Origin of the sequence: Sphaerotilus microaerophilus (assembly GCF_023734135.1) — a bacterium.
GTDB classification, from domain to species: domain Bacteria; phylum Pseudomonadota; class Gammaproteobacteria; order Burkholderiales; family Burkholderiaceae_C; genus Sphaerotilus; species Sphaerotilus microaerophilus.
On sequence record NZ_AP025730.1, the window covers coordinates 4,110,408 to 4,136,653 of the forward strand.

Below are 26,246 nucleotides of genomic sequence, written 5' to 3' on the forward strand. Positions count from 1 at the left end.
ATGGGGCTCGAACGTCGCGCGTCAAAGTTGCAGGTCGGTCGGCACGGGCTCGCCCAGCGGCGGCAGCTCCTGCGGCAGGTCCGCATCGTCAGCGTCGTTGAAATCGTCGAAGTCCAGCCCAGGCAGGGTGTGCGCGGCCATGCCTTCGATGGGGTCGTGGTGCGGCCCAGGCGCGGCCGGCGGACCCGCGGGTGCGGAGCCGGACGCCGCCTCGCTCACTGGTGTGGCCGCCAAGCCGCCGGCCAGCGCCCTGCCGCCCAACACCGACTGGCGCAGCTGCGCGACATGCGCCGTCTGCGCCGCCAGGGCCTCCGCGCTGGCGGCACGGCCCGCCCGCGTGCTGATCTTGCGGGCACGCAGCGCAGCCGCATCGGCCAGCATGCGCACGCCGTCGAGCAGCGTCTCGTCGAAGGTGCCCGCCTCGGTCCGCAGGTACAGGCGCCCGCGCATCGTCATCAGCACCAGTGGCGCATGGGGCGCCAGCCACTGCGCGCGGGCACGCATCAACCGCACCGCCAGCTCGCCGGCGGCCCAGTGGCGCGCGTGCGGCACGCAGCTGGAGACGACGACGAAGTTCTGCGCAAAGGTGGGCGGTGCCGCATCCACCTCGATGCGCTCGAACATCGAGAGCCAGCGGCCCTCCTCGGGCATGCTGTCACCGATCTCGGTCTGCTGCAGGCTGGTCAGCTGCTGGAAGGCCTGCGCCTCCAGTGACTCGGCCAGGCCTCGCGACATCACCAGCATCTCCATCGGCTCGGCCAGGTGCGCATCGATGCGCACCCGCATCTCGTGGCCGCGGATGTAATGCCGCTGCGACGGACCCCACTCGATGCGCATCGGCCCGACCTGCGCCTGCGCGCACACCACCGCCCCCGGGCCGCGGCGCACCCGCTTGAATTCATCGCCGCGCTGGCGGGCCCAGTCACAGATCAGCGTGGATTCGGGGTCGGAAGGCGACTGCCGGCCCCGCAAGGGCACTTGCAGAGGGCGTTTCAGGAAGCGTTGCAGTGAGTCGAGCATGGCGCACGGTGTCCGGATCAGGTAGTCTGTCCCGACCATTTATCGACCGCCGATCGCCATGATTGAGCTGTATTCCTGGGCCACTCCCGACAGTCACCAGGTCCACATCCTGCTTGAGGAGTGCGGGCTGCCCTATCGGGTGCATCCGGTGGACACCGGCGCCGGGGCCCAGTTCCAGCCGCAGTTCCTCGCGACCAGCCCCGGCGGCCAGGTGCCGGCCCTGATCGACCCGCGGGGGCCGGACGGCCGGCCGATCTCGCTGTGCGGGTCCGGTGCCATCCTGGTGTACCTGGCCGTCAAGGCCGCCCGCTTCCTGCCCGCCGACGAGCGCGGCAAGTACGAAGTGCTGCAGTGGCTGCTGTTCCAGCTCACCAGCCTCGGCCCGCTGCAGGCACAGGGGCAGCACCTCAGGGCCCATGCGCCCCCGCAGATGCCCACCGCGATCGAGCGCTGCACCAGCGAGGCGAAGCGGTTGTACGGCGTCGTGGACCAGCGCCTGGCCCAGTCCGGCTACATCGGCGGCGCCGAGTACTCGATCGCCGACATCGCCGTCTACCCGGGGCTGCGGTCCTGCCAGGAAAGCGGCATCGACTGGTCCGACCATCCACGCCTGCGCGCTTGGTTCGACGAGGTCTCCGCACGCCCGGCCGTGCAGCGCGGCTGTGCGGTGCTGGCCGACCTGCACGGGCACCGCGCCCACCTCACAGCGGCGTGATGCGCAGGCTGACCTCCATCGTCTCCGCGCCGCCGCCGCTGCGCACGCCACGCACCGGCGGGCAGGCGGCGTAGTCGGGGCCGACCGCCAGCACGACGTGGCGCGCATCGACCAGGCAGCCATGCGTCACATCCACGCCCAGCCAGCGCCGCCCGGGCAGGTCGATGCACACCTCCGCCCAGGCGTGGCTGGCCAGTGCGGCAGCACCGGCCGCACCGGCCACGTCCGCCCCGCCCGATCCGGTCTCGCCTGCGAAGAAGTAGCCGCTGACGTAGCGCGCCGGTACCGCCGCGGCCCGGCAAGCGGCGATGAAAACCTGCGCCTGGTCCTGGCAGACCCCCTCGGCGGCCCGCCAGGCGCCTTCGGCGGTGGTGTGCACGTCGGTCGTCCCAGGCCGGTAGCGCACCCGGTGCTGCACCGCCTCAGCCAGGCGCAGCAGGCGCTCGATGCCCCGGCGCGGCTCGACCGGGTGGGCCGGCTCGCCGCCAGGCAGGCAGGTCAGCGCCAGGTCGACGATGGCCGGCCAGCGGCCGATCAGCGGGGAGGCTTCCCGGTACCAGTCGGGCGCCGGGCCACGCCCGTCCGGGCCGTCCGTGACGACCGGCTCGGCGCGGGTCTCGACCACCCCGGCGGCCTCCGCGTGCAGGCGGCGCCCGCCCCGCTCGACGGTGTGCAGATGGCCGAGGTTGCCCCAGGCGTCGTCCTCTGGATGCAGGCTGCCGCTGCCGGCCAGGGCCCATTGCAGCACCGCCTGGCGGCTGCTGCTGCGTGGTGTCAACCTCAGGGTCTGCACCACCCGGCGCAACGGCAGGCTGTAGCGGTAACTGGTGCGATGAACAATCTGCAATTTCACCAGGGCACCTATGCAAGGAGCGGGCCACGTCCACTGCTCGCCCGTCACCGACCATCCCACTGACCGCGCCCAGGTGCTGCGGTACCCCCCGGCGATCAGCCCAACGGCTCCACCGTCACGGCCACCCGCGGCAGCGCCCGCCCGCCGCCACGGATCACGCCGCGCAGCGGCGCCACGTCGGCATAGTCGCGCCCCCAGGCCAGCGTGACGTGATCGATGCCGGCCTGCACCGCATTGGTCGGGTCCAGCGCCACCCAACCGTGCAGGGGGCACCAGACCTGCACCCAGGCGTGCGAGGCGTCCGCACCGATCAGCCGCGGCTGGCCGGGCGGTGGCTGCGTCAGCAGGTAGCCGCTGACGTAACGCGCGGCCAGGCCGATCGAGCGCATCGCACCGATCATCACGTGGGCGAAGTCCTGGCAGACGCCGCTGCGCTGCGCCAGGGCCTCCGGCGCGCGGGTACTCACCGAGGTGGCCGCCGGGCGGTACTCGAAGCGCCGGTGCACCAGCTGCATCAGGCCCAGCGCCCCGGCCAGCAACGGCATGCCGGGTCGGAAGACCTCACGGGCGAAGCGCGCCAGCGCCCCGTCCTGCGGCGCATAGAACGACGGCAGCACGAACTCGATGGCATCGTCGTGCGCCGAGCCCGGGTGGTAGCGCAGCCCGGCGGCCACGCGCTCCCAGGGTGGACTCGCTGCCGGGCGCAGCGACACGGGCGCCGACAACTCGGCCACGAAACTGGAGACCACCTCCAGCCGGTCATGCACCCGGGCATGGAAGAAGCCGGCCCGCCAGTTGCCCCAGACGTCCTGGCTCTGGTGCACGCCATGCAGGCCGACCGCCCAGGGAGCGCCCTCGGCAGTGACTGCGCCGTCGACGGCATCCGCTCCCCCGACCGCAACATCGACCCCACCACCGGCCAAGTCGACCCCACCCTCGGACCGCGTGGGTAACACGGCGGGGCTCGGCGTGGCGGCAGCCAGATCGGGCTCGGACAGCACGGCGGTGCCGGCATCCACGTCGGGCCGGGGCGTGATGGCCAGCGCCCAGCCGCGGATGCGCTGCTGGGGCGTCTCGCGCGGACGCAGCCAGCCCAGGTGGTGCGCCAACTCGACCGGTGCATCGTAGTCGTAGACGGTGTCGTGCTGCACCCGCAGCAACCGCGGCACAGCGCGGTCGGCGGCGCTGTTCTCGGACCGGCTGACGGCGGGGCCGGCGGTGGCAGGCAGACCCGCGCCGTCCGGAGCCAGGGGGGTGATGCTCATTGCCAGACGCTGCGCTCGGGCGCGCCCACGTGGGAGAACAGGTGCCGGCTCAGTTCGTCCGACAGCCCCCGGGTGGCCTGGCCGCAGCCCTGCAGCGCCACCAGCAGCGCGCCGTGCCGCCCGTCGGCGCCGGCCCGGCCCAGTTCGGCCAGCGACCACTCATGCGGCCGAGGCAGGGCCTGGGCCACCGCGGCGGCCCAGGCTGGGTCGTGGCGCGCCAGCTTGAGCAGGCGCTCGCGCATGGTGCGCGCCACCCAGGCCAGCGAGCGCGGGTTGTCGGTGTCCATCACCAGCAGGTGCAGCAAGGGCAGCACCTCGCGGCGCGCCTGGAACTGCGCCCGGTAGGTGATGGTGGAGTCGAACAGGCCGAGCAGCAGCGCAAAGCCGTCGTCGAGCGTGTGCAGGCGGGCCTCGAAGCCCGCCGCCAGCGCGTGGGCGAGCATTTCGAGCCGCTCGACCTGCCGGCCCACGCTGAGCAGGCGCCAGCCGTCGTCGCGCGTCATGCGGTCGGTCTGGGCGCCGGTGATCGCCGCCAGGTGGGTGGCCGCACGGCCGAGCAGCTGCAGCACGTCCGACAGCGGCTCGTGGCGCTCCTCGGCCAGCGTCTCGCCCAGGCGGGTGCTGAAGTTGGCTTCGAGCTGCTCGATGAGCGTCCAGTGCTCGGGCGAGAGCCGCTCGCGTAGCGCCTGCGCGCACTGGCGCAGCGAGCGCAGGTTGAAGGCCAGGCTGTAGCTCTCCTGCGCATCGCCCAGCGCGCGCACCAGGGCCCGCTCGAACAGCCGCGCCGCCTGGGCCGAGGGGTGCGCCGGCGAGGGCACGCCCGCGGCGATCAGCCCGTGGCGCAGCGCCAGGCCGTGCAGCACCGCCAGCACCGGCGCGCTGGCCGTGGGCAGCGCCTCCAGCGCGAGCCGGGCCAGCCGCACGGTGTTCTCGGCCCGCTCGGTGTAGCGCCCCAGCCAGAACAGGTTCTCGGCGGCCCGGCTGGTGATGACGCGGCGCGAGCCGGCCAGCTCCTCCGCCGACAGCGGGCGCGGCAGCAGGCTGGTCTCGTCGACCTCGCCGTCGGTGAGCACCCAGGTGTCGGTACTGGCGCTGCCGCGCTGCATGCTGAGGTAGGCGTCGACGCCGCGCCCGTCTCGCCGTCCGTCCCGCCGTCCGTTCTGCTGCCCGTCCGGCCGCTCGGCCTCGGCACCCGGCGCCCCGCCCGGCTGCGCCGCCACCCGGGTCAGCCCGCCAGGCAGCACCTGCCAGCCGCCCTGGCCGTCGGCCATCGCGTAGACGCGCAGCACCACCGGGCGCGGCTCGATGCGGCCGTCGCGCCAGATCGGCTGCTCCGAGGGCCGCACCGGCGCCAGCAGCGTGTGCGCGGCCGGGTCGGCGTCGATGCGCGCCACCCAGGCGGCGCGGTCGGCCGGGCTCAGCGCGGCGGCCAGCACCGGCTCGAAGTCCCGCGTCACGGCGCCAGCGCGGAAGGTCGGCACGATCACGAAGCTGGCCAGGCGATCGCGGTGCGCGGCCCAGACGCTGTCCTCACCGCACCACCAGCTGGTCGTGGCCGGCAGCAGCAGCTCCTCGCCGAGCAGCTCCTCGGCCACGCCGGGCCAGAAGGCGTGCAGCCCGGGGCTTTCCAGCACGCCGGCGCCGGGCGCGTTGGCCACCAGCACCTCGCCCGCGCGCATGGCCTGCAGCAGGCCGGGCACGCCCAGGCCGGAATCGGAGCGCAGCTCCAGCGGGTCGAGCCACTCGTCGTCGACGCGGCGCAGCAGCACGTGCACGCGCTCCAGGCCATGCAGGGTCTTGAGGTACAGGCGCTGGCCGCGCACGGTGAGGTCCGAGCCCTCCACCAGCGTGACGCCCAGGTAGCGGGCCAGGAAGACGTGCTCGAAGTAGGTCTCGTTGTGCGGCCCCGGCGTCAGCAGCGCCACGCGGGCCTGCGCTCCGCCCGGGGCGTGGCGCAGCAGGCCGTCCATCCAGGCCCGGAAGGCACCCGCCACGCGCTGCACGCGCAGCTCACGGAAGGCCTCCGGGAACTGCTGGGCAATGATGAGCCGGTTCTCCAGCAGGTAGCCCAGCCCCGAGGGCGCCTGGGTGCGGTGGCCGACCACCCACCAGTGGCCGTCCGGGCCGCGCGCCAGGTCCAGCGCCACCAGCTGCAGCCAGCTGCCACCGGCCGGGCGCAGGCCGTGCATCGGCCGCAGGTACTGCGGGTGGCCGTAGATCAGCGAGGGCGGCAGCAGGCCGTCGCGCATCAGCCGCTGGGGGCCGTAGACGTCGGCCAGCGTGGCGTCGAGCAGGCGGGCACGCTGGCGCACGCCGCGTTCGATGTGGGCCCACTCGCGCGTGCCGATCAGCAGCGGCAGCAGCTCCAGCGGCCACTGCTGCGCCGCATCGCCGCCGCCAGCGTAGATGTTGTACGTAGCACCGTCCTCGCGCACGCGCCGCTGCACGCGTTCCAGCCGGGCGCCCAGGTCGGTCCAGAGGGCCTCGCCGCCCACGGTGAAGAAGCGCTGCCAGAGCGGCGCCAGGCCGGCCCCGGCCCCGCCGGGCAGCACACCAGTGAGAGCGCCGCGCAGCTCGTCGTGGTGGCCGGCCGTGCCACGCCCGGCCGCCGCCAGCGCCAGACGGGCAGCCAGGTGGGGATCCTCGATGGGCAGGCGGGAAGACATTCCGCCATCATGCCCTGTCACACCGGCCCCCGGCATCCGGGGCAGCCGCAGGCCGCCCAACGTACTGGCCGGCACGCCATGCGGCAGGCCAGGCCGCGCCGGGTCCGTCCACCGGCCGGCCACGTCAGACGCGGCGCAGGTCCAGCGTGAACGGGAATTCCCAGCTGCGCCTGGGCTCGGCCACCTCGACCCGGCCCGGCGTGTGCCCCAGGTCGAAGAAGCGCGCCAACCGGCGGCTCTCGGCCTCGTAGGAGTTGACGGGGAAGGTGTCGTAGTTGCGCCCGCCCGGGTGTGCCACGTGGTACTGGCCGCCGCCCAGCGAGCGCTGCATCCAGCGGTCCACCAGGTCGAAGGTCAGCGGCGCGTGCACGCCAATGGTCGGGTGCAGCGCGGAGGACGGCTGCCAGGCGCGGTAGCGCACGCCGGCCACGTACTCACCGGTGCGGCCGGTGGGCTGCAGCGGCAGCGGCACGCCGTTGACGGTGATCACATGGCGCGGATCCACCAGGCCGGTGACCTTGACCTCGATGCGCTCCACCGACGAGTCGACGTAGCGCACCGTGCCGCCGGGCGAGCCTTCCTCGCCCATCACGTGCCAGGGCTCCAGCGCATTGCGCAGGGTCAGGTGCACACCGCGGGCGGTGATCTCGCCCACCTTCGGGAAGCGGAACTCGAAGTGCGGCGCAAACCAGGCGGCGTCGAAGGCGTAGCCGGCGCGCTGCAGGTCCTCCATCACGTCGTCGAAGTCCATCTGCACGAAGCTCGGCAGCAGGAAGCGGTCGTGCAGCTCGGTGCCCCAGCGCACCAGCGGGGCGCGGTAGGGCTCCTTCCAGAAGCGCGCGATCAGCGTGCGCAGCAGCAGCTGCTGCACGATCGACATGCGCGCATGCGGCGGCATCTCGAAGGCGCGCAGCTCCAGCAGGCCGAGTCGGCCGGTCGAGCTGTCGGGCGAGTAGAGCTTGTCGATGCAGAACTCGCTGCGGTGGGTGTTGCCGGTGACGTCGATCAGCACGTTGCGCAGCGTGCGGTCGACCAGCCAGGGCGGCATCTCCGCGCCGTAGATCGCCTTGTTGCGCTCGATCTCCGCCAGCGCGATCTCCAGCTCGTAGACTTGGTCGTTGCGCGCCTCGTCCACCCGCGGGGCCTGGCTGGTCGGGCCGATGAACAGGCCGCTGAACAGGTAGCTCAGGCTGGGGTGGTTGTGCCAGTACACCAGCAGCGAGGCCAGCAGGTCGGGGCGGCGCAGGAAGGGTGAATCCGCCGGCGTTGCCCCGCCAAGGACCATGTGGTTGCCCCCGCCGGTGCCGGTGTGGCGCCCGTCGAGCATGAACTTCTCGGTCGACAGGCGCGACTGCCAGGCCGCGTCGTAGAGGAACTCGGTGTGCTGCACCAGCTCCGGCCAGTCGTGCGCCGGGTGGATGTTGACCTCGATGACGCCGGGGTCCGGGGTGACCGACAGCACCTTCAGGCGCGGGTCGCGCGGCGGCGGGTAGCCCTCCAGCACCACCTTCACGCCCAGCTCGGCCGCGGTGGCCTCCACCGCAGCCAGCAGGTCGAGGTAGTCCTCCAGGTGCGACAGCGGCGGCATGAAGACATACATCACGCCGCTTTCCACGCCCACCTTCTCAGCCTTCGGGCCGTTGGCCCGGCGCGGGTCGCGCACCTCCACGCACAGGGCCGTGCGGGTGATCCAGTAGGCTGATTGGAAACGCTGCGGGGACACCGCCAGCTCCGCGGCCGTCAGGGCGCGCAGCGGCCGGGCCGTCGCCCCGGGGCCCGTCGGGCCGGACAGGCCTGCCGCCTGCCCTGCCACCACGCCACCCACGGCGGCCTCGCCCGATCCGGGCGCGCCGAAGAGGTATTCGCCCGCCTGCGGCCCGGACTGCACCGCCACCATGCCCCCCTCGGCAAAGCCGCCGCCCGCCGCGTGCGAGGCGTACTGGGCGCGCAGGCGCTGACCGGCGGGCAGGCTGCCGCGCGGCGCGAACGGGTCGTGCTCGATCAGGAAGGGGTAGTCGCCCTCGGCCACCCAGGGCAGCGAGTCCAGCGGCAGGCGGTAGCCCATCGGCGAGTCGCCGGGGAAGAGGTACATGCGCTCGTCGCGGAAGAACCAGGGGCCGGTCACCCAGCGCCCGCCGGAAAGTGCAGGCCCCCCGCTCGCTGCGCTCGCGCCCCCCGAGGGGGTGCTCCCCGAGCTTGGGGCGGCCCGGCGCTCGGGGCCCGGCCCGTCATGCTCGCGCTTGAGCGGCAGCACGTAGCCGACCTCGGCCTCCAGGCCCTGCTTGAAGATGCGGCGCAGGCGGGAGCGCTCCAGCTCGTCGTCCAGCCGGCTGTCGAAGGGGTCCACGTTCACCGGCAGGCGGCGTTCGCGCCACAGGTAGTACCAGGTGTCCTCGTAGCCGGTCTGCAGGGTGCCGTCGGGCAGGCCGAGCTTGCGCGTCAGGTGGGTGACGAAGCGCTTCGCGTCCTCGGTGGTGTAGGCATGCGGATCGCGTTCGTCGGCGAACAGCGATGCATCGTGCCAACAGGGCTGGCCGTCCTCGCGCCAGTAGATCGACAGCGCCCAGCGCGGCAGCTGCTCGCCCGGGTACCACTTACCCTGGCCGTAGTGCAGGAAGCCGCCAGCGCCGTACTGGTCGCGCAGGCGCTGCACCAGGTCCTGGGCGTAGATGCGCTTGGTGGGTCCCAGCGCGTCGGTGTTCCACTCGGCGCCGTCGCGGTCGTCCACCGAGACGAAGGTGGGCTCGCCGCCCATCGTCAGGCGCACGTCGCCGGCCAGCAGGTCACGGTCCACCGCCGCGCCCAGCGCCAGCACGTCGCGCCACTGGTCCTCGGTGTAGGGCTTGGTCACGCGCGGCGATTCCCAGATCCGCGAGATCTCCATCGCGTGGCCGAAACTCACCTCGCACTCGTCGACCGCCCCGCTGATCGGCGCGGCGCTGGAGGGCTGGGGCGTGCAGGCCACCGGGATGTGGCCTTCGCCGGCGAGCAGCCCGGAGGTCGGATCCAGGCCGATCCAGCCGGCGCCGGGCAGGTAGACCTCGCACCAGGCGTGCAGGTCGGTGAAGTCCACCTCGGTGCCACTCGGGCCGTCCAGGGCCTGCACGTCCGGCTTCAGCTGGATCAGGTAGCCGGAGACGAAGCGCGCCGCCAGCCCCAGGTGGCGCAGCGTCTCGACCAGCAGCCAGCCGGTGTCGCGGCAGGAGCCGCTGCCCTTGGTGAGCGTCTGCTCGGGCGTCTGCACGCCGGGCTCCAGCCGGATCGTGTAGGCGATCTGCTGCTGCAGGCGCTGGTTCAGCCCGACCAGGAAGTCGATGGTGCGGACTTCCCCTTGATCGTTCAGCGGGATGCTGTCGAGAAAGGCCTGCAGCACCGGGGTGGCGGGCGCCGGCTGCAGATACGGCGCCAGCTCCTCCTTCAGCCCGTCCTCGTAGGCGAAGGGGAAGCTCTGCGCGCCCGGCTCCAGGAAGAAGTCGAAGGGGTTGTAGACCGCCATCTCGGCGACCAGATCGACCGTGACCTTGAACTCGGTGGTGGGGTCCGGGAAGACCAGCCGGGCCAGGTAGTTGGAGAAGGGGTCCTGCTGCCAGTTGACGAAGTGGCCCTCCGGCTCGACACGCAGCGAGTAGCTCAGGATCGGCGTGCGGCAGTGCGGCGCCGGGCGCAGGCGCACGACCTGCGGCGACAGGCCGACGCGACGGTCGTACTTGTAATGGGTGACGTGGTGGAGAGCGACGTGGATGGACACGGCGTGGCCCTGGTTGAATGGAAAGCGGACCGAGGCACCGGGCCGTGCGGCCGGGCACCTCGGGGATCAGGCGCGAGGGCGTGCTCGCGGCCCGTCGGGAGTCAATGCACGGCCACGAGGAAGTCGCGGCTGATGCCCACGCCCAGGTCGGCGATGCGATCGAGGAACTGCGTCAGGTAGGCATGCAGGCCGGTGGCCAGGATCTCCTCGATGCTGCCGTACTGCAGGTCGGCCATCAGCCGGCCGGCGCGGCGCAGCGTCTCGCCCGACTGGTCGTTGGCGACCTGGCTCAGGTTGGCGATCACCTCGTTGATGCAGGCCGCCAGCGAGCGCGGCATGTCCGGGCGCAGGATCAGCAGCTCGGCCACCTTCTCGGGCTGGATCACGTTGCGATAGACCTTGCGGTAGACCTCGAAGCCGGAGACCGAACGCAGGATCGCGGACCAGTGGTAGAAGTCGTACTCCTGGTCGCGGGCATCGGCAGCGCCGTAGAAGTCGCTCTCCACGGCGTGGAACTTCACGTCGAGCAGCCGGGCGGTGTTGTCGCCACGCTCCAGGAACGTGCCGATGCGCACGAAGCGGAAGGCTTCGTCCTGCAGCATGGTGCCGATCTGCACGCCACGTGAGAGGTGCGAGCGGAACTTGACCCACTCGAACAGGGCCGCTGGGTCGCGCTCGAAGCTGTCGTCGCGCAGCATGCGGTTGAACTCCAGCCAGGTCTGGTTGGTGGTCTCCCAGACCTCGGTGGTCAGCGCGCCGCGCACGGCGCGGGCGTTCTCGCGCGCGGCGCGCAGGCAGCACAGGATGGACGAGGGGTTGCGCTCGTCGCGCACCATGAAATCCATCACCTCGCGGGCATGCACGGCGCCGTAGCGGCTGGCGTAGTCGTTGGTCAGCTCGGAGATGCTCAACAGGCCGCGCCAGCCCTGCTCGGCCACCGCAGTGGACTGGGGCAGCAGCGAGGTCTGGTAGTTGACGTCGAGCATGCGGGCGGTGTTCTCGGCGCGCTCCATGTAGCGCGACATCCAGAAAAGGTGGTCAGCGGTGCGGGACAGCATAGAAAGGCCTGTGTGAAAGTTGCGCGCGGGGGTCAGCGAAAGCCTGCGGGACCGGTGGAGATCAGGACTCCAGCACCCACGTGTCCTTGGTGCCCCCGCCCTGCGAGGAGTTGACGACCAGCGAGCCCTCCTTGAGGGCCACGCGGGTCAGCCCGCCCGGCACCATCTGCACGGTCTTGCCCGACAGCACGAAGGGCCGCAGGTCGATGTGGCGCGGCGCGATGCCGGACTCGACGTAGGTCGGGCAGGTCGACAGGCTCAGCGTGGGCTGCGCGATGTAGTTGCTCGGGTTGGCCAGCAGCTGGGCGCGGAAGGCCTCGATCTCCGCCTTCGTTGCGGCCGGGCCGACCAGCATCCCGTAGCCGCCGGCGCCATGCACTTCCTTGACCACCAGCTCGCCCAGGTGGTCGAGCACGTACTGCAGGTCCTCCTTCACGCGGCACAGGTAGGTCGGCACGTTGTTCAGGATGGGCTTCTCGCCGAGGTAGAACTCGATCATCTTCGGCACGTAGGGGTAGATCGACTTGTCGTCGGCCACCCCGGTGCCCACTGCGTTGCACAGCGTGACGTTGCCCTGGCGGTAGGCGCTGAGCAGACCGGCACAGCCCAGCGTCGAATCCGGGCGGAACACCAGCGGGTCGAGGAAGTCGTCGTCCAGGCGGCGGTAGATGACGTCCACCCGCTTCGGCCCGCGCGTGGTGCGCATGAACACGAAGCCGTCCTTGACGAACAGGTCCTGCCCCTCGACCAGCTCCACACCCATCTGCTGGGCCAGGAAGGCATGCTCGAAGTAGGCCGAGTTGTACATGCCCGGCGTGAGCACCACCACGGTGGGCTCGTTGACGCCGCCGGGCGCGACGCTGCGCAGCGTCTCCAGCAGCAGGTCGGGGTAGTGCGCCACCGGCGCGACGCGGTGGCCGGCGAACAGGTCCGGGAACAACCGCATCATCATCTTGCGGTTCTCCAGCATGTAGCTCACGCCGCTGGGCACGCGCAGGTTGTCCTCCAGCACGTAGTAGGTGCCCGAGCCGTCCGGGTTGGCCGCGCGCACGATGTCGATGCCGGCGATGTGCGAGTACACGCCGCCCGGCACGTCCACGCCGATCATCTCGGGGCGGAACTGGGCGTTGCGGGTGATCTGCTCGGCCGGCACCACGCCCGCCTTGATGATCTCCTGACCGTGGTACACGTCGTGGATGAAGCGGTTGAGCGCCTCCACGCGCTGGCGCAGGCCCTTCTCCATCTCGCGCCATTCGCTGGCCGGGATCACGCGCGGGATCAGGTCGAAAGGGATCAGGCGCTCGGTGCCTTCGCCGGAGTCCTTGTCACCATAGACGGCAAAGGTGATGCCGACACGGCGGAAGATCATCTCCGATTCATCGCGCCGCGCACGCATCGCCTCGTCGGACTGGCGCTGCAGCCAGCGGTCGTAGGCGGCGTAGTGGTCACGCACCGCCCCGGAGGCGGCATACATCTCGTCGAACATCGTTTTCATGGGGATGACGGGTTGGATGAACGGTATTTAGCAAGATCAGGGCCATCGCCCCAGGCCGGGGCGTGCCAGTAGCGGGGGCGCTCCTCGCGCTCGCAGTGACCGCTCCCGGTGGCTGGTCCCGAAGCGGCCTTGGCAGCAGGCCCGTTGACGGGTGCGGTGGCAGCTCGGGCTTCGGCACTCGACCAGCGCCAGGCGCCGCAGCGGTCACTGCGCAGCCACCCAATGCCACGCGCGAGGTAGCGGGCCTCCACCTCGGCGGCGGGGTGGCCGTAGCGGTTGTGCCAGCCGAGCTGCGCCACGGCGATGCGCGGCTGCACCGCGTCGAGGAAGGGGTCGGAGGAGGAGGTGCGGCTGCCATGGTGCGGCACCAGCAGCACGTCGGCCTGCAGGTCGATCAGCCCGGCGGCGTGGTGGCTCACCAGCGTACGCTCCTGTTCGCGCCCGATGTCCCCAGGCAGCAGCACCGTGGCCCGCCGCCCCTGCACGCGCAGCACACAGGACAGGCCGTTGGAGGGCAGGAGACGCTGGTCGGCACGCTCGTATTCTCGCTCGCCAGGGTGCAGCACCTCGAAGCGGACGTCGTCCCAAACCCACACCTGCCCGGCCATGCAGGGCTGGTGCACCGCCGCGGTGCGCAACGGGTGCCCCAGGTCGAGCGAACTGCTGACCCGCCATGCACCAGGCTGGCGCAGCAGCGCCTCGGCACCGCCGATGTGGTCACTGTCGCGGTGCGACAGGATCATCAAGTCCAGCCGCGGCACCCCCTGCGCACGCAACAGGGGCACGAGCACGCGCGAGCCAGCATCGGCCTGGGCCGAGTAGCGCGCCCCGGCGTCGTAGAGCAGCGCGTGCCCGCGGGTGCGCAGCAGCACCGCGGTGCCCTGCCCCACGTCCGCGGCCAGCAGCTCGAACTCGCCCGCCGCCGGCCGGGGCAACGGCGGCCAGAGCATCGGCACCAGCAGGCCCAGCCCCAGGCCACGCAGGCGCCAGGGCAGCGGCAGCACCAGCAGCAGGGCCCCCGCCAACGCGGCGGCCTGCCACCACCACGGGGCCGCCGGGGCCGACCAGCTCGCCCCCGGCCAGGCGGCCATCGCCCCCAGCGCCGCCATCATCCCTTCGACCAACCAGGCCCCCAGCGACCACAGCGGTGCCCAGACCAGCCCGGCCAGCGCCAGCGGGGTGATGAGCAGCGTCACCAGCGGGATCGCCCAGGCGTTGGCCAGCAGCCCGACCAGCGACAGCTGCTGAAAGAACAGCAGCGTCCAGGGCGCCAGCCCGACGCTGGCCACCCACTGGCTGCGCCAGCTGGCCTGCAACGCCGGGCGCAGCCAGGCGAGCAGCGCGGCTGCCAGGATCCGGCCACGGCCCCGGGCCGCTGCTGGCAGCGCCGCACCGGCCTGCGTGACCTGCGCCGGCTCGCCCTGCACCTGCGGGTCCGCCCAGGCCGCGCGCTCACCCGCACCGCTCGGCGCGGCGGCCAGCCCGGCGCGGTCAGAGTTCATCAGCAGCGCCACGGCGACAAACGACAGCCAGAAGCCCGCCTGCAGCCAGGCCCAGGGGTCGAAGGCCAGCACCACCAGCGCGGTGCACCACAGCACCAGCGAGCCAGGCCAGCGCCAGCCCGCGGCGCGCAGCACGGTGGCGGTGGCCAGCATCACCACGGTGCGCTGCGCCGGCACGCCCCAGCCGGCGAGCAGCGCATAGAGCAGAGCCGCCAGCAGGCCGCCCCAGCGCGCCGCGTGGGGGCTGGGCAGCCAATGCGTGGCCCGCCGGCTGCGCCGCCACAGCCACCCCACCAGCCGCGCGCACAGCCAGGCGAACAGGGTGACGTGCAGCCCGCTGATCGCTACCAGATGCGCCACGCCCGTGGCGCGGAACACCTCCCAGTCGGCACGCTCGATCGCCGCCTGCTCGCCCACCGCCAGCGCGGCCAGCACCCCGGCGGCGGGCCGGTCACCCACCTCGCGCAGCAGCGCGTCGCGCCAGCGCTGGCGCGCCAGCTCGATCGGCACGAGGCCGCTGGCGCCGATCAGCTCGGGTGCACCCGCCCCTGCGGCGTCACGCACGTAGCCCACGGCACGCAGGCCCTGCTCGAACATCCAGAGCTCGTAGTCGAAGCCATCCGGGTTGAGGCTGCCATGCGGGCGGCGCAGCCGCAACGTGAAGCGCCAGCGCTGCCCCGCCTGCGGCAGCTGCGCCAGCGGCCATCGCGCCGCGACGGCTTCATCCCCTTCAACCGTGTCATTGGCGCGGCTGCCCTGTCCGGCGTGGACATACCAGCCCAGCGAGACCGCCGCCGGCACCTGCGGCCCGATCGCCAGCGGCCGGCCCCGCCAGCGGGCCGACTCGATCTCGAAGCGAAAGCGCAGCCCCTCCACCCGCCGAGCCGGCATGCCGCTGATCAGGCCGACCACCTGCAGGTCCTCGCCCTCCAGCTCGGGCGCCAGGGCCTGCGCCAGCCGGGCCGCAGCACGCCCGTCCGTCACCGCCCAGCCCGCCAGGACGCCCGCCGCCAGCGCGAGCAACCAGGCCGACACCCTCTGCCGGCGACGCCATGCCACACCCGGCCCGCCGCGCGCCAAGCGCGGGGCCGCCCCACCCGCGGCGACCACCGCAACCGCCGCTGCGAGCAGCAGCGCGGCGCCAAGCGCCGCCAGCCGCTGCACGCCCGTGCCGAGCTGTGCCTGCAGCGTCTGCAGCGCCGTACCGGCCATCCAGCCGGAGCCGGTGGCAAGGAGCAGACCGGGCCCGATCATCGTGCGTATGCGCCCTCCCTGGGGCAGCGGTGCTGCGCCCCGGCCCAGTGTAGGATTCCCGCCGATCGGCAGCCTCCCCCTTCAGGGGGACTTGCCCGCTCTCAACCGTCCCCCTCGAACCTGGCGACTGCGGTCGCCCGCCCTTCCTCTTTCCGGAGCCGCCATGAGCATCCAACAACGCCTCGCCGAGCTGGGCATCAGCCTGCCGCCAGTGGCCGTGCCGGCCGCCGCCTACGTGCCCTTCGTGCGCAGCGGCAACCTCGTCTTCCTGTCCGGCCACATCGCCAAGCGCGACGGCCAGGTCTGGGCCGGCCAGCTCGGGCGCGACGTCACCACCGCCGAGGGCCAGCAGGCCGCGCGCACCGTGGCGATCGACCTGCTCGGCACCCTGCAGGCGGCCGTGGGCGACCTGGAGAACGTCAAGCGCATCGTCAAGGTGATGAGCCTGGTCAACAGCACCAGCGAGTTCACCGAGCAGCACCTGGTCACCAACGGCGCCTCGCAGCTGCTGGGCGAGGTCTTCGGCCCCGAGCGCGGCGCGCACGCGCGCAGCGCCTTCGGCGTGGCGCAGATCCCGCTGGGCGCCTGCGTCGAGATCGAGCTGATCGCCGAGGTGGCATGAACGTGCGGGGACTGCTGGCGCTGCTGACGGCACGCACGCTCTGGGCGCTGGTCGCGCTGGCCTGCTTCGGCTCGGTGGCGATGGCGCTGGTGGCGCAGCACCGCTTCGGCATGGAGCCCTGCCCCTGGTGCGTGCTCCAGCGGGTGATCTTCCTGGCCATCGGGCTGTTCGGCCTGCTCGGGGCACTGCTGCCCAGCCAGCGCATCGCCCAGTTGCTGCTGGGCTGGGTCGGCGTGGGCCTGGCGCTGGTCGGCGCCGCCGCGGCGCTCTACCAGAACCTGGTGGCCGCCAAGTCGGCCTCCTGCGCGCTGACGCTGGCCGACCGCATCATCTCCAGCCTCGGCCTGGACCGCTGGCAGCCCGAGGTCTTCGAGGTGCGCGCCACCTGCGCCGATGCGGCCGTGTCGGTCCTGGGCGTGCCCTTCGAGATCTGGAGCCTGCTGCTCTACCTCGCGCTCGGCGCCGCGGCACTGTGGCTGGCGCTGGGTCGGCCCGGTTCAGGGCCCACAGCAGGGCGGCGCTGAACGACCCGCGCGGCGCTCCCAGAACGACAAAAAGCCCCGGCCGCAAGGTTCGGGGCTTCTTCTCATCCACCGGCCGCAGCGGTCAGGGACCGCCGCGTGCCAGCGTCGATCAGGCGAAGTTGGCTTCGGCGAACGACCAGTTGGCCAGCTTGTCGAGCACGGTCTCGACGAACTTCTGGCGCAGGTTGCGGTAGTCGATGTAGTAGGCGTGTTCCCACACGTCCACGGTGAACAGGGCCTTGTCGGCGGTGGTCAGCGGGGTCCCGGCCGCACCCATGTTGACGATGTCCACCGAGCCGTCGGCCTTCTTGACCAGCCAGGTCCAGCCGGAACCGAAGTTGCCCACGGCGCTCTTGACGAAGGCCTCGCGGAAGGCCGCGAAGCTGCCCCACTTGGCGTCGATGGCCGCGGCCAGCGCGCCGCTCGGAGCGCTGCCGCCATTGGGGGTCAGGCAGTTCCAGAAGAAGGTGTGGTTCCACACCTGGGCGGCGTTGTTGTAGATGCCGCCGCTGGCGCTCTTGACGATCTCTTCCAGGCTCTTGCCGGCGAAATCGGTGCCCGGCACCAGGTTGTTCAGGTTGGTGACGTAGGCCTGGTGGTGCTTGGCGTAGTGGTACTCGAAGGTTTCCTTCGACATGTGGGGCGCCAGCGCATCGGTGGCAAACGGCAGGGCAGGCAGTTCGAACGACATGGTCGGGTTCCTTCTGGGTGATCTTTGCTGCACAGCAGCGGAGGGAGGAAACAGCAGCCGGAGATTGTAGGTAGGCCCGCTCAATCGTGCAGGAGGCGGCCCATGGCCCTGCGCCGGGCTGCCATGGCAACGTCAGGCGTCGCCCTGCGGCGCCACGTCGGTGACACGGGCCTGCACCCGCCCGTCGCGCAGGCGCGCCTGCACCGTCGCGCCGACTGCCACCTGCTGCACCGAGGTCAGGGCACGGCCGCTGTCGTCGCTCAGCCAGGCATAGCCGCGCGAAAGGACCTGCTGCGGGTCGAGCGAGCGCAGCCGCGCCTCCACCAGCGCCAGCCGCTGGGCCTGTGCCGAGCGCTGCGCCTGGGAGGCGCCCCCCAGGCGCGCCTCCAACCGCTGCAGCGCATCGGCCTGGGCACGCAGCGCCGCCGGCAGGGCCTGGACGTGGCGCTGGGCCAGCAGGGCCAGCCGCTGGCGCTGGCGGTGCAGCGCGTCCCCCGGCCGGGCCAGCCGCAGCGCGAGGTGGTCCAGGCGCTGCGCCTCCCGGTCCAGCCGGCGAAGGCTGCGCTGGCGCATCAGGTCGCCCTGGTGCACCAGCGCAGCCAGGCAGCCCTCGCGCTGGGGCGCCGCCAGCTCGGCCGCCGCCGTAGGCGTGGGCGCGCGCAGGTCGGCAGCGAAGTCGGCCAGCGTCACATCCGTCTCGTGGCCGACGCCGCACACCACCGGCAGCGCGGAGCCCGCCACCGCCCGCACCACGCGCTCGTCATTGAAGGCCCAGAGGTCCTCCAGGGAGCCGCCGCCGCGGCAGACGATCAGCGCATCCACCTCGGCCCGGCGGTTGGCGGTGGCGATCGCCGCGGCCAATGCCGCTGGCGCCTCGGCGCCCTGCACCAGCGCCGGGTAGACGATCAGCTCGACGTGCGGCGCGCGCCGCGCCAGCGCGGTGGCCACGTCGCGCAGTGCCGCAGCGGCCAGCGAGGTGACCACGCCCAGCCGACGGGGATAGGCCGGCAGCGGCCGCTTGCGCGCCACGTCGAACAGGCCCTCGGCTGCCAGCCGCGCCTTCAGGCGCAGGAACTGTTCCATCAGTGCACCGGCACCGGCCCGGCGCATCGCCTCGACCACCAGCTGCAGCTCGCCGCGCGGCTCGTACAGCGCCAGCCTGCCGCGCACCTCCACGGCGTGGCCGTCGGCCGGCATGAAATCGAGCAGGCTGGCGGCACGGCGGAACATCGCGCAGCGCAGTGCCGCCGTGCCATCGGGCGCCTTCAGCGTGAAGTAGCAATGCCCGCTGGCGGCGCGAGAGAAGCCGGCGAGCTCCCCGCGCACCGCCACCGCACCGAAGCGCGACTGCAGCGCATCACCCACCGCCTGCACCAGGCCGGCGACCTCCCAGACCTGCGGCTGGACGAAGCGCAGGCTCGCGTCATCCATGCGGGCATCCCCTGGCTGCACTGCAGCGCAGGTGCCTCCGCGGGGTCATGCACTGCGCTTCATCCACAGTTGTGTCGATCTGTGCGCATTCGCACAAAACGCCCCGCCAAGCCGCGAACGTACGTGCAAGTCCTTGATTCATAAGCATTTTATTTGTGAAGAAATACACCGCCGGGGCCGCCACCGGGCGCCGGACCGCGCCAGCACTCACTTTGCACTGCGTTGCCCACAAAGTTATCCACAACCTGGGCACTCAAGAAAGGGCCTCCTGCGCCGAGCCTCGCAACCACGGTCGGGGGGCCACGGCCTGGCCCGATCTGGCAATCCCGGCGAAGGTGCCGGGTGTTGAGGCCATAATCCGCGCCGGCAAGCCGCCGCCCGGCGCGCGACCTCCGCGCACGCGCCGCGGCACTCCGTACCGCTCGCTTCGGGGGACCCCCTTGTTTTCGATCATACAAGCCGCTGGCTGGCCGATCTGGCCGCTGATCCTGTGCTCCATCGCCGCGCTGACCATCATCGTCGAGCGCATCATGAGCCTGATGCCGCGCAAGGTGGCTCCGCCCACACTGCTCGGCGAGGTGGTCACGCTGACCCGCCACGGCCTGCCCAGCAGCGAGGTGATCGGCAAGCTCGAAGCCAACTCGGTGCTCGGTGGCGTGCTGGCCGCGGGTGTGCGCACCGCCGCGCAGGACCCCCGCGCCGACGAGTCCACGCTGCGCCACGCCTTCGAGGCCGCTGGCCGCGCCGCAGCGCACCGGCTGGAGCGCTACCTGAACACCCTGGGCACGCTGGCCTCGGCCGCGCCGCTGCTGGGCCTGCTGGGCACGGTGGTGGGCATGATCGAGATCTTCGGCTCGCAGTCGCCCGGCAACAGCAACCCCGAGCAACTCGCTCACGGCATCTCGGTGGCGCTGTACAACACCGCCTTCGGCCTGATCATCGCCATCCCGGCGCTGATGTTCTACCGCTACTTCCGCGGCCAGATCGACGCCTACATCGTCGAGCTGGAGCAGGCGGCCGAGACGCTGCTGCCGCAGCTGCTTCGCATGAGCGCCACCCCGCGCCGCTGAGCCGCGCACGGGCCCACGAGGAACCGCCATGGCGATGAACTTCCGCCACCGCCGCGCCGAGGAACCGGAGATCAACCTGATCCCCTTCATCGACGTGCTGCTGGTCGTGCTGATCTTCCTGATGCTGTCGACCACCTACTCCAAGTTCAACGAGCTGAAGGTCACCCTGCCGGTGGCCGACACCCGCAAGCTGGAGACGCTCCCGCGCGAGATCGTGGTGGCGGTGTCGGCCGACGGCCACTACGCCATCAACCGCGCGCCGGTCGAAGGCGCGGGCGTCGACACCCTGGTGCTGGCGCTGCAGGCCGCCGCGCAGGGTGACGTGAACCGCCCGGTGATCATCTCTGCCGACGCGATGGCCGCGCACCAGAGCGTGATCAACGTGATGGACGCAGCCCGCCGCGTCGGCCTGGTGCAGCTGACCTTCGCGACGCAGAGCAGCCGCTCGGGGGCGCGCTGAACCTGCGCCCCGAACGCCGTCAGCCGGACACCCGCGCATGAGCGAGGGCTGGGCGCAGCGCATCGAGGCGTCCTGGACCGAGGGCGGCCTGCTGGCCCAGGTCCTGCGCCCGCTCGGCGCCCTGCACGCCGGGCTGGTGGGGCTGCGCCGCGGCCTGTACGCGCTCGGCTGGAAGCGCAGCGAACGGCTGGACGTGCCGGTGATCGTCATCGGCAACCGCGTCGCCGGGGGCGCCGGCAAGACGCCAACCACGCTCGCGCTGGTACAGGCCCTGTGCCGGGCTGGCTGGCACCCGGGCATCGTCTCGCGCGGCCACGGCGGCAGCGCCAGTGCCCCCGTTGAAGTCACGCCCGAGCGCAGCGCCATGGAGGTCGGCGATGAGCCGGTGCTGCTGCAACGGCGCAGCGGCGTGCCGCTGTGGGTGGGGCGCGACCGCGTGGCCGCCGCCCGGGCGCTTCGCCAAGCCCACCCCGAGGTGGATGTGCTGGTCTGCGACGACGGTCTGCAGCACCTGCGCCTGGCGCGCGATCTGGCGGTGATCGTCTTCGACGAGCGCGGCGCCGGCAACGGGCGCCTGCTGCCGGCCGGGCCGCTGCGCGAGCCGATCGACGCCCCCAGCGGCGCGCGGCGCGACTGGCTGCTCTACAACGCCGCACGACCGAGCACGCACTTGCCGGGCCACTGCGCCACGCGCCACCTCGGCGGCCTGCTGCCGCTGGCCGACTGGTGGCGTGGCGCCGCGCCCGATGCGGCGGCGCTGACGCAGCTGCGCTCGCGCCGCGTGGTCGCCAGCGCCGGGCTGGGCCAGCCGCAGCGCTTCTTCGACGCGCTGCGCGAACTCGGTCTGGCCTTCGACACGCAGCCGCTGCCGGATCACTTCGACTACGCCACGCTGCCCTGGGGCGCCGAGGTGCACGACGTCGTCGTGACCGAGAAGGATGCGGTCAAGCTGCGCCCGGAGCGCCTCACGGCCGAGCGGCCCCACCTGCGCGTGTGGGTGGCCCCGCTGGCCTTCGAACTGCCCGAGCTTCTGGTGGACGAGTTGCTGCACGAGCTCGAATCGCTGCCCGGCGCACGCCGATCCGCCTGATCGGGCCGATTCCACGCGCCGGCGCGTTAGCATTCCGCCCATGGACACCCGCCTGATGGAATTGCTGGTCTGCCCGCTCTGCAAGGGCCCGCTGACCCACGACCACGCCACGCACGAGCTGGTCTGCGCCGCCGACCGCGTGGCCTTCCCGATCCGCGACGGCATCGCCGTGATGCTCGACAGCGAGGCCCGCGCGCTGGACGCACCTCCCGCCGAGGCCTTGGCCGCACCGGCAGCGGATCCGTCATGAGCTTCACGGTGCTGATCCCGGCGCGGCTGGCCTCCACCCGGCTGCCGCGCAAGCCGCTGGCCGACATCGGCGGTGCGCCGATGGTGGTTCGCGTGGCCCAGCGCACGCTGCTGAGTGGCGCCGCCTCGGTGGTGGTGGCCACCGACAGCGAGGAGATCGCCGACGCCTGCGTGCCGCACGGCATCCGCGCCCTGCTCACCCGCGCCGACCACCCCACCGGCAGCGACCGGCTGGCCGAGGCCTGCGAGCTGCTCGGCCTGCAGGGGCGCGACGTCGTCGTCAACGTGCAGGGCGACGAGCCGCTGATCGACCCGGGTCTGATCACCGCCTGCGCGCGGCTGATCGCGCTGCGCACGGACTGCGTGATGAGCACCGCGGCCCACGCCATCGACACGCTGGCCGAGTACGCCAACCCCAACGTCGTGAAGGTGGTGACCGACGCGGCCGGCCGGGCGCTGTACTTCTCGCGCGCGCCGCTGCCCTGGTGGCGCGATGCGCCGCGCAGCGACGGTGACACCGCCGCCGCCAGCGGCCAGCTCGAAGCGATCGCCGCCCTGCCCGACCCGCTGCCGCTGCGCCACATCGGCATCTACGGCTACACGGCGGCCTTCCTGCGCCGCTTCCCCGGCCTGTCGGCGAGCCCACTGGAGCGCATCGAGTCGCTCGAACAGCTGCGCGTGCTCTGGCATGGCGAGCGCATCGCGGTGCACGTCACCGACGAGCGCCCGGGGCCAGGCGTCGACACGCCGGAAGACCTGGAGCGCGTGCGTCGCCTCTGGGGCTGAGCCAGGATGGGCGCGGCGCCCTCTCAGGCCTCTCAAGGCCCTCAGGCCTGATCCTTGCATTTGCGGTGCGGCGCATCGCCGGCTGCTCCATCCTGGCGCGATGGCCTGGCGCCACAGCGTCAGCCAGCGCTCAGGGGCCATGGCTAAGCTCGTGATAAGTTTCGCCTTTCGAGGGCGCTCCCTCGTTGGCAAGGTGGCGACACGTTTTCGGCAAGTGATTCGACGATACCGAGGAGATCCATGAGACTGATCCTGTTGGGCGCCCCGGGCGCTGGCAAAGGCACCCAGGCGGCCTTCATCTGCAAGAAGTACGGCATCCCGCAGATCTCGACCGGCGACATGCTGCGCGCCGCCGTCAAGGCCGGTACCGAGATGGGCCTGGCCGCCAAGAAGGTGATGGACGCCGGCGGCCTGGTCAGCGACGAGATCATCATCGGGCTGGTCAAGGAGCGCATCACGCAGGCCGACTGCGCCAACGGCTTCCTGTTCGACGGCTTCCCGCGCACCATCCCGCAGGCCGACGCGATGAAGGCCGCCGGCGTCAAGCTGGACTACGTGCTGGAAATCGACGTGCCGGACTCGGCCATCATCGAACGCATGAGCGGCCGCCGCGTGCACGTGGCGTCGGGCCGCACCTACCACGTCGTCTTCAACCCGCCCAAGGTGGCCGGCAAGGACGACGAGACCGGTGAAGACCTGATCCAGCGCGATGACGACCGGGAAGAAACCGTGCGCAAGCGCCTGGAGGTCTACCAGAGCCAGACCCGCCCGCTGGTGGACTACTACTCCGCCTGGGCCGCCACTGGCGACGCCGCTGCACCGAAGTACCGCGCCATCAGCGGCACCGGCACGGTCGACGAGATCACGTCACGCGCGTTGACCGCGCTGGCCTGACGGCGACGGCGAAGGCCCTGCCCTCCCACTGCAGAGGCCGCCGCGAGCGGCCTTTGTTTCATGTCATGATTGACGTTTACGTCAACGTCAACTGACTTTCCGGACACCAAAGGAGACCCCATGGACATCGCAGGCAAGGTTTTCATCGTCACCGGCTCGGCCTCCGGCCTTGGCGAGGGCACGGCGCGCATGCTGGCGCGTGAAGGCGCCAAGGTCGTGATCGCCGACCTGCAGGAAGAGCGCGGCCGCCAGGTGGCCGCGGAGATTGGCGGCGCCTTCGTGCGCTGCGACGTCTCCAATGAGGAGGATGGCCGCGCCGTGGTCGCCCAGGCCACCTCCATGGGCAAGCTGATGGGCCTGGTCAACTGCGCCGGCATCGCCCCGGCCGCCAAGACCGTGGGCAAGGACGGCGCGCATGCGCTGGGCCTGTTTGCCAAGACGATCACCGTCAACCTGATCGGCACGTTCAACATGATCCGCCTGGCCTCCGAGGCCATGTGCCGCAACGAGCCCGAGGCCACCGGCGAGCGCGGCGTGCTGATCAACACCGCCAGCGTGGCGGCCTACGACGGCCAGATCGGCCAGGCCGCCTACTCCGCCTCCAAGGGCGGCGTGGTCGGCATGACGCTGCCGATCGCGCGTGACCTGGCGCGCAACGGCATCCGCTGCATGACGATCGCCCCGGGCATCTTCGGCACGCCGATGCTCTTCGGCATGCCGCAGGAGGTGCAGGACGCGCTGGCCGCCGGCGTGCCCTTCCCGAGCCGCCTGGGCACCCCGGCGGACTACGCCAAGCTGGTCAAGCAGATCGTCGAGAACGACATGCTCAACGGTGAGGTGATCCGCCTGGACGGCGCGATCCGCCTGGCGCCGCGCTGAGCCAAACGGGGCCTGAGAGGGTCAGAGGGGCGACCTGCGGGTCCGCCCGGGCACACGGGTGCGGTTGGCTGCGTAACATCGCACGCTTGCTCTCGGCACCCAGGAGATCCCGCCATGACCGCCCTGCCCCCCTCGCCGGCCCGCCCCGAGCCGACTCCGCCGCAGCGACGTGCCGTCAAGGCCGGGTTGGCCACCCTGGCCGCGCTCTGGCTGGCCGCGTGTGCGGTCGCCCCGCCAGGGACTGCACCGATGCAGCCCGAAGGCGCCACGGCCACCACCGCCAAGCCCGGCTGGGCCACCCGCACCCGGGCCGTCGCTGCGGCGCACCCGCTGGCGGCGCAGGCCGGTGACGAGATGCTGCGCGCGGGCGGCTCGGCCATCGACGCTGCCATCGCCGTGCAGATGGTGCTGACCCTGGTCGAGCCGCAGTCCAGCGGCATTGGCGGCGGCGCCTTCCTGATGACCTGGGACGGCCGGCAGGTGCAGGCCTGGGACGGCCGTGAAACAGCGCCCGCTGCCGCGGACGACAAGCTCTTCCTGGGGCCGGACGGTAAGCCACTGGGCTTCCACGCCGCTGCCGTGGGCGGGCGCTCGGTCGGTGCGCCGGGCGTGCTGCGCATGCTGGCGCAGGCCCACGCGCAGCACGGCCGGCTCGCCTGGGCCAGGCTCTTCGAGCCGGCGATCCGGCTGGCCGAAGCCGGCTTTGCGGTCAGCCCGCGCCTGCACGGCCTGCTCACGCAGGAGCAGCACCTGCGGCTCGATGCGGCCGCCGCCCGCCACTTCTACCAGCCCGACGGCAAACCCCTGCCGGTGGGCACCACGCTGCGCAACCCGGCGCTGGCCGCCGTGTTCCGCCAGCTCGCGCGTGACGGTGCCGAGGCCTTCTACCGCGGCCCGATCGCCGCCAGCATCGCCGCCAAGGTGCAGCAGCACCCGACCAACCCGGGCCGGCTGACCGAGCGCGACCTGGCCGACTACCGGCCGCAGCTGCGCGAGGCGCTGTGCAGCGAGTGGCAGCGCTGGCGGCTGTGCGGCTTCCCGCCGCCCTCGTCCGGCCACCTGGCGCTGGCGCAGGTCCTTGGCATCGTCGATGCGGCCGGCCCGGCCAGGCCGACCGCGGCCGCCAACGACGCCCGCCTGCCCAGCGGCGAGGCGGATGCCGACTTCCTGCACCGCTACGGCGAGGCGGCGCGGCTGGCCTTTGCCGACCGGGCCCGCTACGTCGGCGACCCGGCCTTCGTGCCCGCGCCGGGCCTCAGCTGGTCCAACCTGCTCGACCCGGGCTACCTGCGCCAGCGCGCCAGCCTGATCGGTGAGCGGGCGATGAGCAAGGTCGAGCCCGGTGTGCCGCCTGGCAGCGCACTCGCCTGGGCGCGCCAGCCCGAGCAGATCGAGCGCGGCACCTCGCACCTGGCCATCGTCGATGCGCAGGGCCTGGCGGTGTCGATGACCACCACGATCGAAGACCAGTTCGGCGCCCGCCTGCTGGTCGACGGCGGCACCGGCCTGCCTGGCGGTTTCCTGTTGAACAACCAGCTCACCGACTTCTCCTTCCAGCCGGCAGATGCGGCCGGGCGGCCGATCGCCAACCGGGTCGAGCCCGGCAAGCGCCCGCGCTCCAGCATGAGCCCGACGCTGGTGTTCGAGCGCGACAGCGGCCGCCTCGTGCTGGTGGCCGGCTCGCCGGGCGGCGCGATGATCATCCACTACACCGCCAAGACGCTGCTGGCGCACCTGCGCTGGGGCCTGGACGTGCAGCAGGCCGCCAACCTGCCCAACTTCGGCAGCACCGGCGGGCCGATCCAGCTGGAGGAAAAGCGCTTTGCGCCGGCCACGGTCGAGGCGCTCAAGTCGCGCGGCCACGAGGTGCGCGAGCCGGCGCTGACCAGCGGCATCCACGCGCTGCAGCGCCGCGGCGACGGCTGGTTTGGCGCCGCCGACCCGCGCCGCGAGGGCGTGGTGGTCGGCGACTGA

Annotated in this window: 21 protein-coding genes; 11 read left to right on the forward strand and 10 right to left on the reverse strand. The window is 72.2% G+C overall.

From position 1 onward, the window contains the following. Window positions 1-21: 21 nt before the first annotated feature. Window positions 22-1,020: a hypothetical protein gene (locus tag NGK70_RS17540; RefSeq protein WP_251969779.1), complete on the reverse strand. Its 999-nt coding sequence runs from the start codon at window positions 1,018-1,020 to the stop codon at window positions 22-24. 58 nt (window positions 1,021-1,078) lie between these two features. On the opposite strand from NGK70_RS17540, the gene NGK70_RS17545 reads away from it, so the two are divergent. Then, window positions 1,079-1,735 (forward strand): glutathione S-transferase family protein, encoded by a 657-nt coding sequence (locus tag NGK70_RS17545; protein WP_251969780.1) that lies wholly within the window; start codon window positions 1,079-1,081, stop codon window positions 1,733-1,735. Here NGK70_RS17545 and NGK70_RS17550 read toward each other — a convergent pair. From NGK70_RS17550 to NGK70_RS17580, 7 genes are all read right to left on the reverse strand, one after another. Next, a complete protein-coding gene (locus NGK70_RS17550; RefSeq protein WP_251969781.1) occupies window positions 1,722-2,588 on the reverse strand; it encodes a transglutaminase-like domain-containing protein in 867 nt (288 codons plus the stop codon). The genes NGK70_RS17545 and NGK70_RS17550 overlap by 14 nt on opposite strands. A 95-nt stretch (window positions 2,589-2,683) precedes the next feature. Beyond that, window positions 2,684-3,853, reverse strand: coding sequence for a transglutaminase family protein (locus NGK70_RS17555; RefSeq protein WP_251969782.1), 1,170 nt, complete (start codon window positions 3,851-3,853; stop codon window positions 2,684-2,686). Continuing rightward, window positions 3,850-6,519, reverse strand: coding sequence for a circularly permuted type 2 ATP-grasp protein (locus tag NGK70_RS17560; RefSeq protein ID WP_251969783.1), 2,670 nt, complete (start codon window positions 6,517-6,519; stop codon window positions 3,850-3,852). The genes NGK70_RS17555 and NGK70_RS17560 overlap by 4 nt, the downstream gene beginning before the upstream one ends. A 124-nt stretch (window positions 6,520-6,643) precedes the next feature. After that, complete coding sequence (locus NGK70_RS17565) at window positions 6,644-10,267, reverse strand: transglutaminase family protein (protein WP_251969784.1); 3,624 nt, start codon at window positions 10,265-10,267, stop codon at window positions 6,644-6,646. A gap of 101 nt (window positions 10,268-10,368) precedes the next feature. After that, window positions 10,369-11,325, reverse strand: coding sequence for an alpha-E domain-containing protein (locus tag NGK70_RS17570; protein ID WP_251969785.1), 957 nt, complete (start codon window positions 11,323-11,325; stop codon window positions 10,369-10,371). 61 nt (window positions 11,326-11,386) lie between these two features. Next, complete coding sequence (locus tag NGK70_RS17575) at window positions 11,387-12,820, reverse strand: circularly permuted type 2 ATP-grasp protein (RefSeq protein ID WP_251969786.1); 1,434 nt, start codon at window positions 12,818-12,820, stop codon at window positions 11,387-11,389. Continuing rightward, window positions 12,817-15,576, reverse strand: coding sequence for a DNA internalization-related competence protein ComEC/Rec2 (locus NGK70_RS17580; RefSeq protein WP_251969787.1), 2,760 nt, complete (start codon window positions 15,574-15,576; stop codon window positions 12,817-12,819). Before NGK70_RS17580 ends, NGK70_RS17575 begins: the two co-directional genes overlap by 4 nt. 163 nt (window positions 15,577-15,739) lie before the next feature. On the opposite strand from NGK70_RS17580, the gene NGK70_RS17585 reads away from it, so the two are divergent. After that, the gene (locus NGK70_RS17585) at window positions 15,740-16,198 is read left to right on the forward strand and encodes a RidA family protein (RefSeq protein ID WP_251969788.1); all 459 of its coding nucleotides are present in this window, start codon (window positions 15,740-15,742) and stop codon (window positions 16,196-16,198) included. Beyond that, window positions 16,195-16,722 (forward strand): disulfide bond formation protein B, encoded by a 528-nt coding sequence (locus NGK70_RS17590; RefSeq protein WP_251969789.1) that lies wholly within the window; start codon window positions 16,195-16,197, stop codon window positions 16,720-16,722. The genes NGK70_RS17585 and NGK70_RS17590 overlap by 4 nt, the downstream gene beginning before the upstream one ends. A gap of 109 nt (window positions 16,723-16,831) precedes the next feature. On the opposite strand, the gene NGK70_RS17595 is transcribed toward NGK70_RS17590, so the two are convergent. Together NGK70_RS17595 and xseA are read right to left on the reverse strand one after the other, a co-directional pair. Next, window positions 16,832-17,413: a Fe-Mn family superoxide dismutase gene (locus tag NGK70_RS17595; protein ID WP_251969790.1), complete on the reverse strand. Its 582-nt coding sequence runs from the start codon at window positions 17,411-17,413 to the stop codon at window positions 16,832-16,834. A gap of 132 nt (window positions 17,414-17,545) precedes the next feature. Next, window positions 17,546-18,844, reverse strand: a complete 1,299-nt coding sequence (gene xseA, locus NGK70_RS17600; RefSeq protein WP_251969791.1) for an exodeoxyribonuclease VII large subunit — start codon at window positions 18,842-18,844, stop codon at window positions 17,546-17,548. 440 nt (window positions 18,845-19,284) lie between these two features. On the opposite strand from xseA, the gene NGK70_RS17605 reads away from it, so the two are divergent. The 8 genes from NGK70_RS17605 to NGK70_RS17640 all read left to right on the forward strand — a co-directional run bounded on the left by NGK70_RS17605 (window position 19,285) and on the right by NGK70_RS17640 (window position 26,246). Then, window positions 19,285-19,914: a MotA/TolQ/ExbB proton channel family protein gene (locus NGK70_RS17605; protein ID WP_251969792.1), complete on the forward strand. Its 630-nt coding sequence runs from the start codon at window positions 19,285-19,287 to the stop codon at window positions 19,912-19,914. A 34-nt stretch (window positions 19,915-19,948) separates the two neighbouring features. Beyond that, entirely contained in the window at window positions 19,949-20,374 is a 426-nt protein-coding gene (locus tag NGK70_RS17610) for an ExbD/TolR family protein (RefSeq protein WP_251973817.1), read from the forward strand. A gap of 37 nt (window positions 20,375-20,411) precedes the next feature. Next, window positions 20,412-21,464 carry a tetraacyldisaccharide 4'-kinase gene (gene lpxK / locus NGK70_RS17615; RefSeq protein WP_251969793.1) on the forward strand — a complete coding sequence of 351 codons (1,053 nt, stop codon included), beginning with the start codon at window positions 20,412-20,414 and terminating at the stop codon, window positions 21,462-21,464. Between the two features lie 40 nt (window positions 21,465-21,504). Next, window positions 21,505-21,714, forward strand: a complete 210-nt coding sequence (locus NGK70_RS17620) for a Trm112 family protein (protein ID WP_251969794.1) — start codon at window positions 21,505-21,507, stop codon at window positions 21,712-21,714. Continuing rightward, complete coding sequence (gene kdsB, locus NGK70_RS17625) at window positions 21,711-22,499, forward strand: 3-deoxy-manno-octulosonate cytidylyltransferase (protein ID WP_251969795.1); 789 nt, start codon at window positions 21,711-21,713, stop codon at window positions 22,497-22,499. The genes NGK70_RS17620 and kdsB overlap by 4 nt, the downstream gene beginning before the upstream one ends. A gap of 240 nt (window positions 22,500-22,739) precedes the next feature. Next, on the forward strand, window positions 22,740-23,393 hold the full coding sequence (adk, locus tag NGK70_RS17630) for an adenylate kinase (RefSeq protein ID WP_251969796.1): 654 nt from the start codon (window positions 22,740-22,742) through the stop codon (window positions 23,391-23,393). 120 nt (window positions 23,394-23,513) lie between these two features. Further along, window positions 23,514-24,272 (forward strand): 3-hydroxyacyl-CoA dehydrogenase, encoded by a 759-nt coding sequence (locus NGK70_RS17635; protein ID WP_251969797.1) that lies wholly within the window; start codon window positions 23,514-23,516, stop codon window positions 24,270-24,272. Window positions 24,273-24,386: 114 nt separating this feature from the next. Further along, window positions 24,387-26,246: a gamma-glutamyltransferase family protein gene (locus tag NGK70_RS17640; RefSeq protein ID WP_251969798.1), complete on the forward strand. Its 1,860-nt coding sequence runs from the start codon at window positions 24,387-24,389 to the stop codon at window positions 26,244-26,246.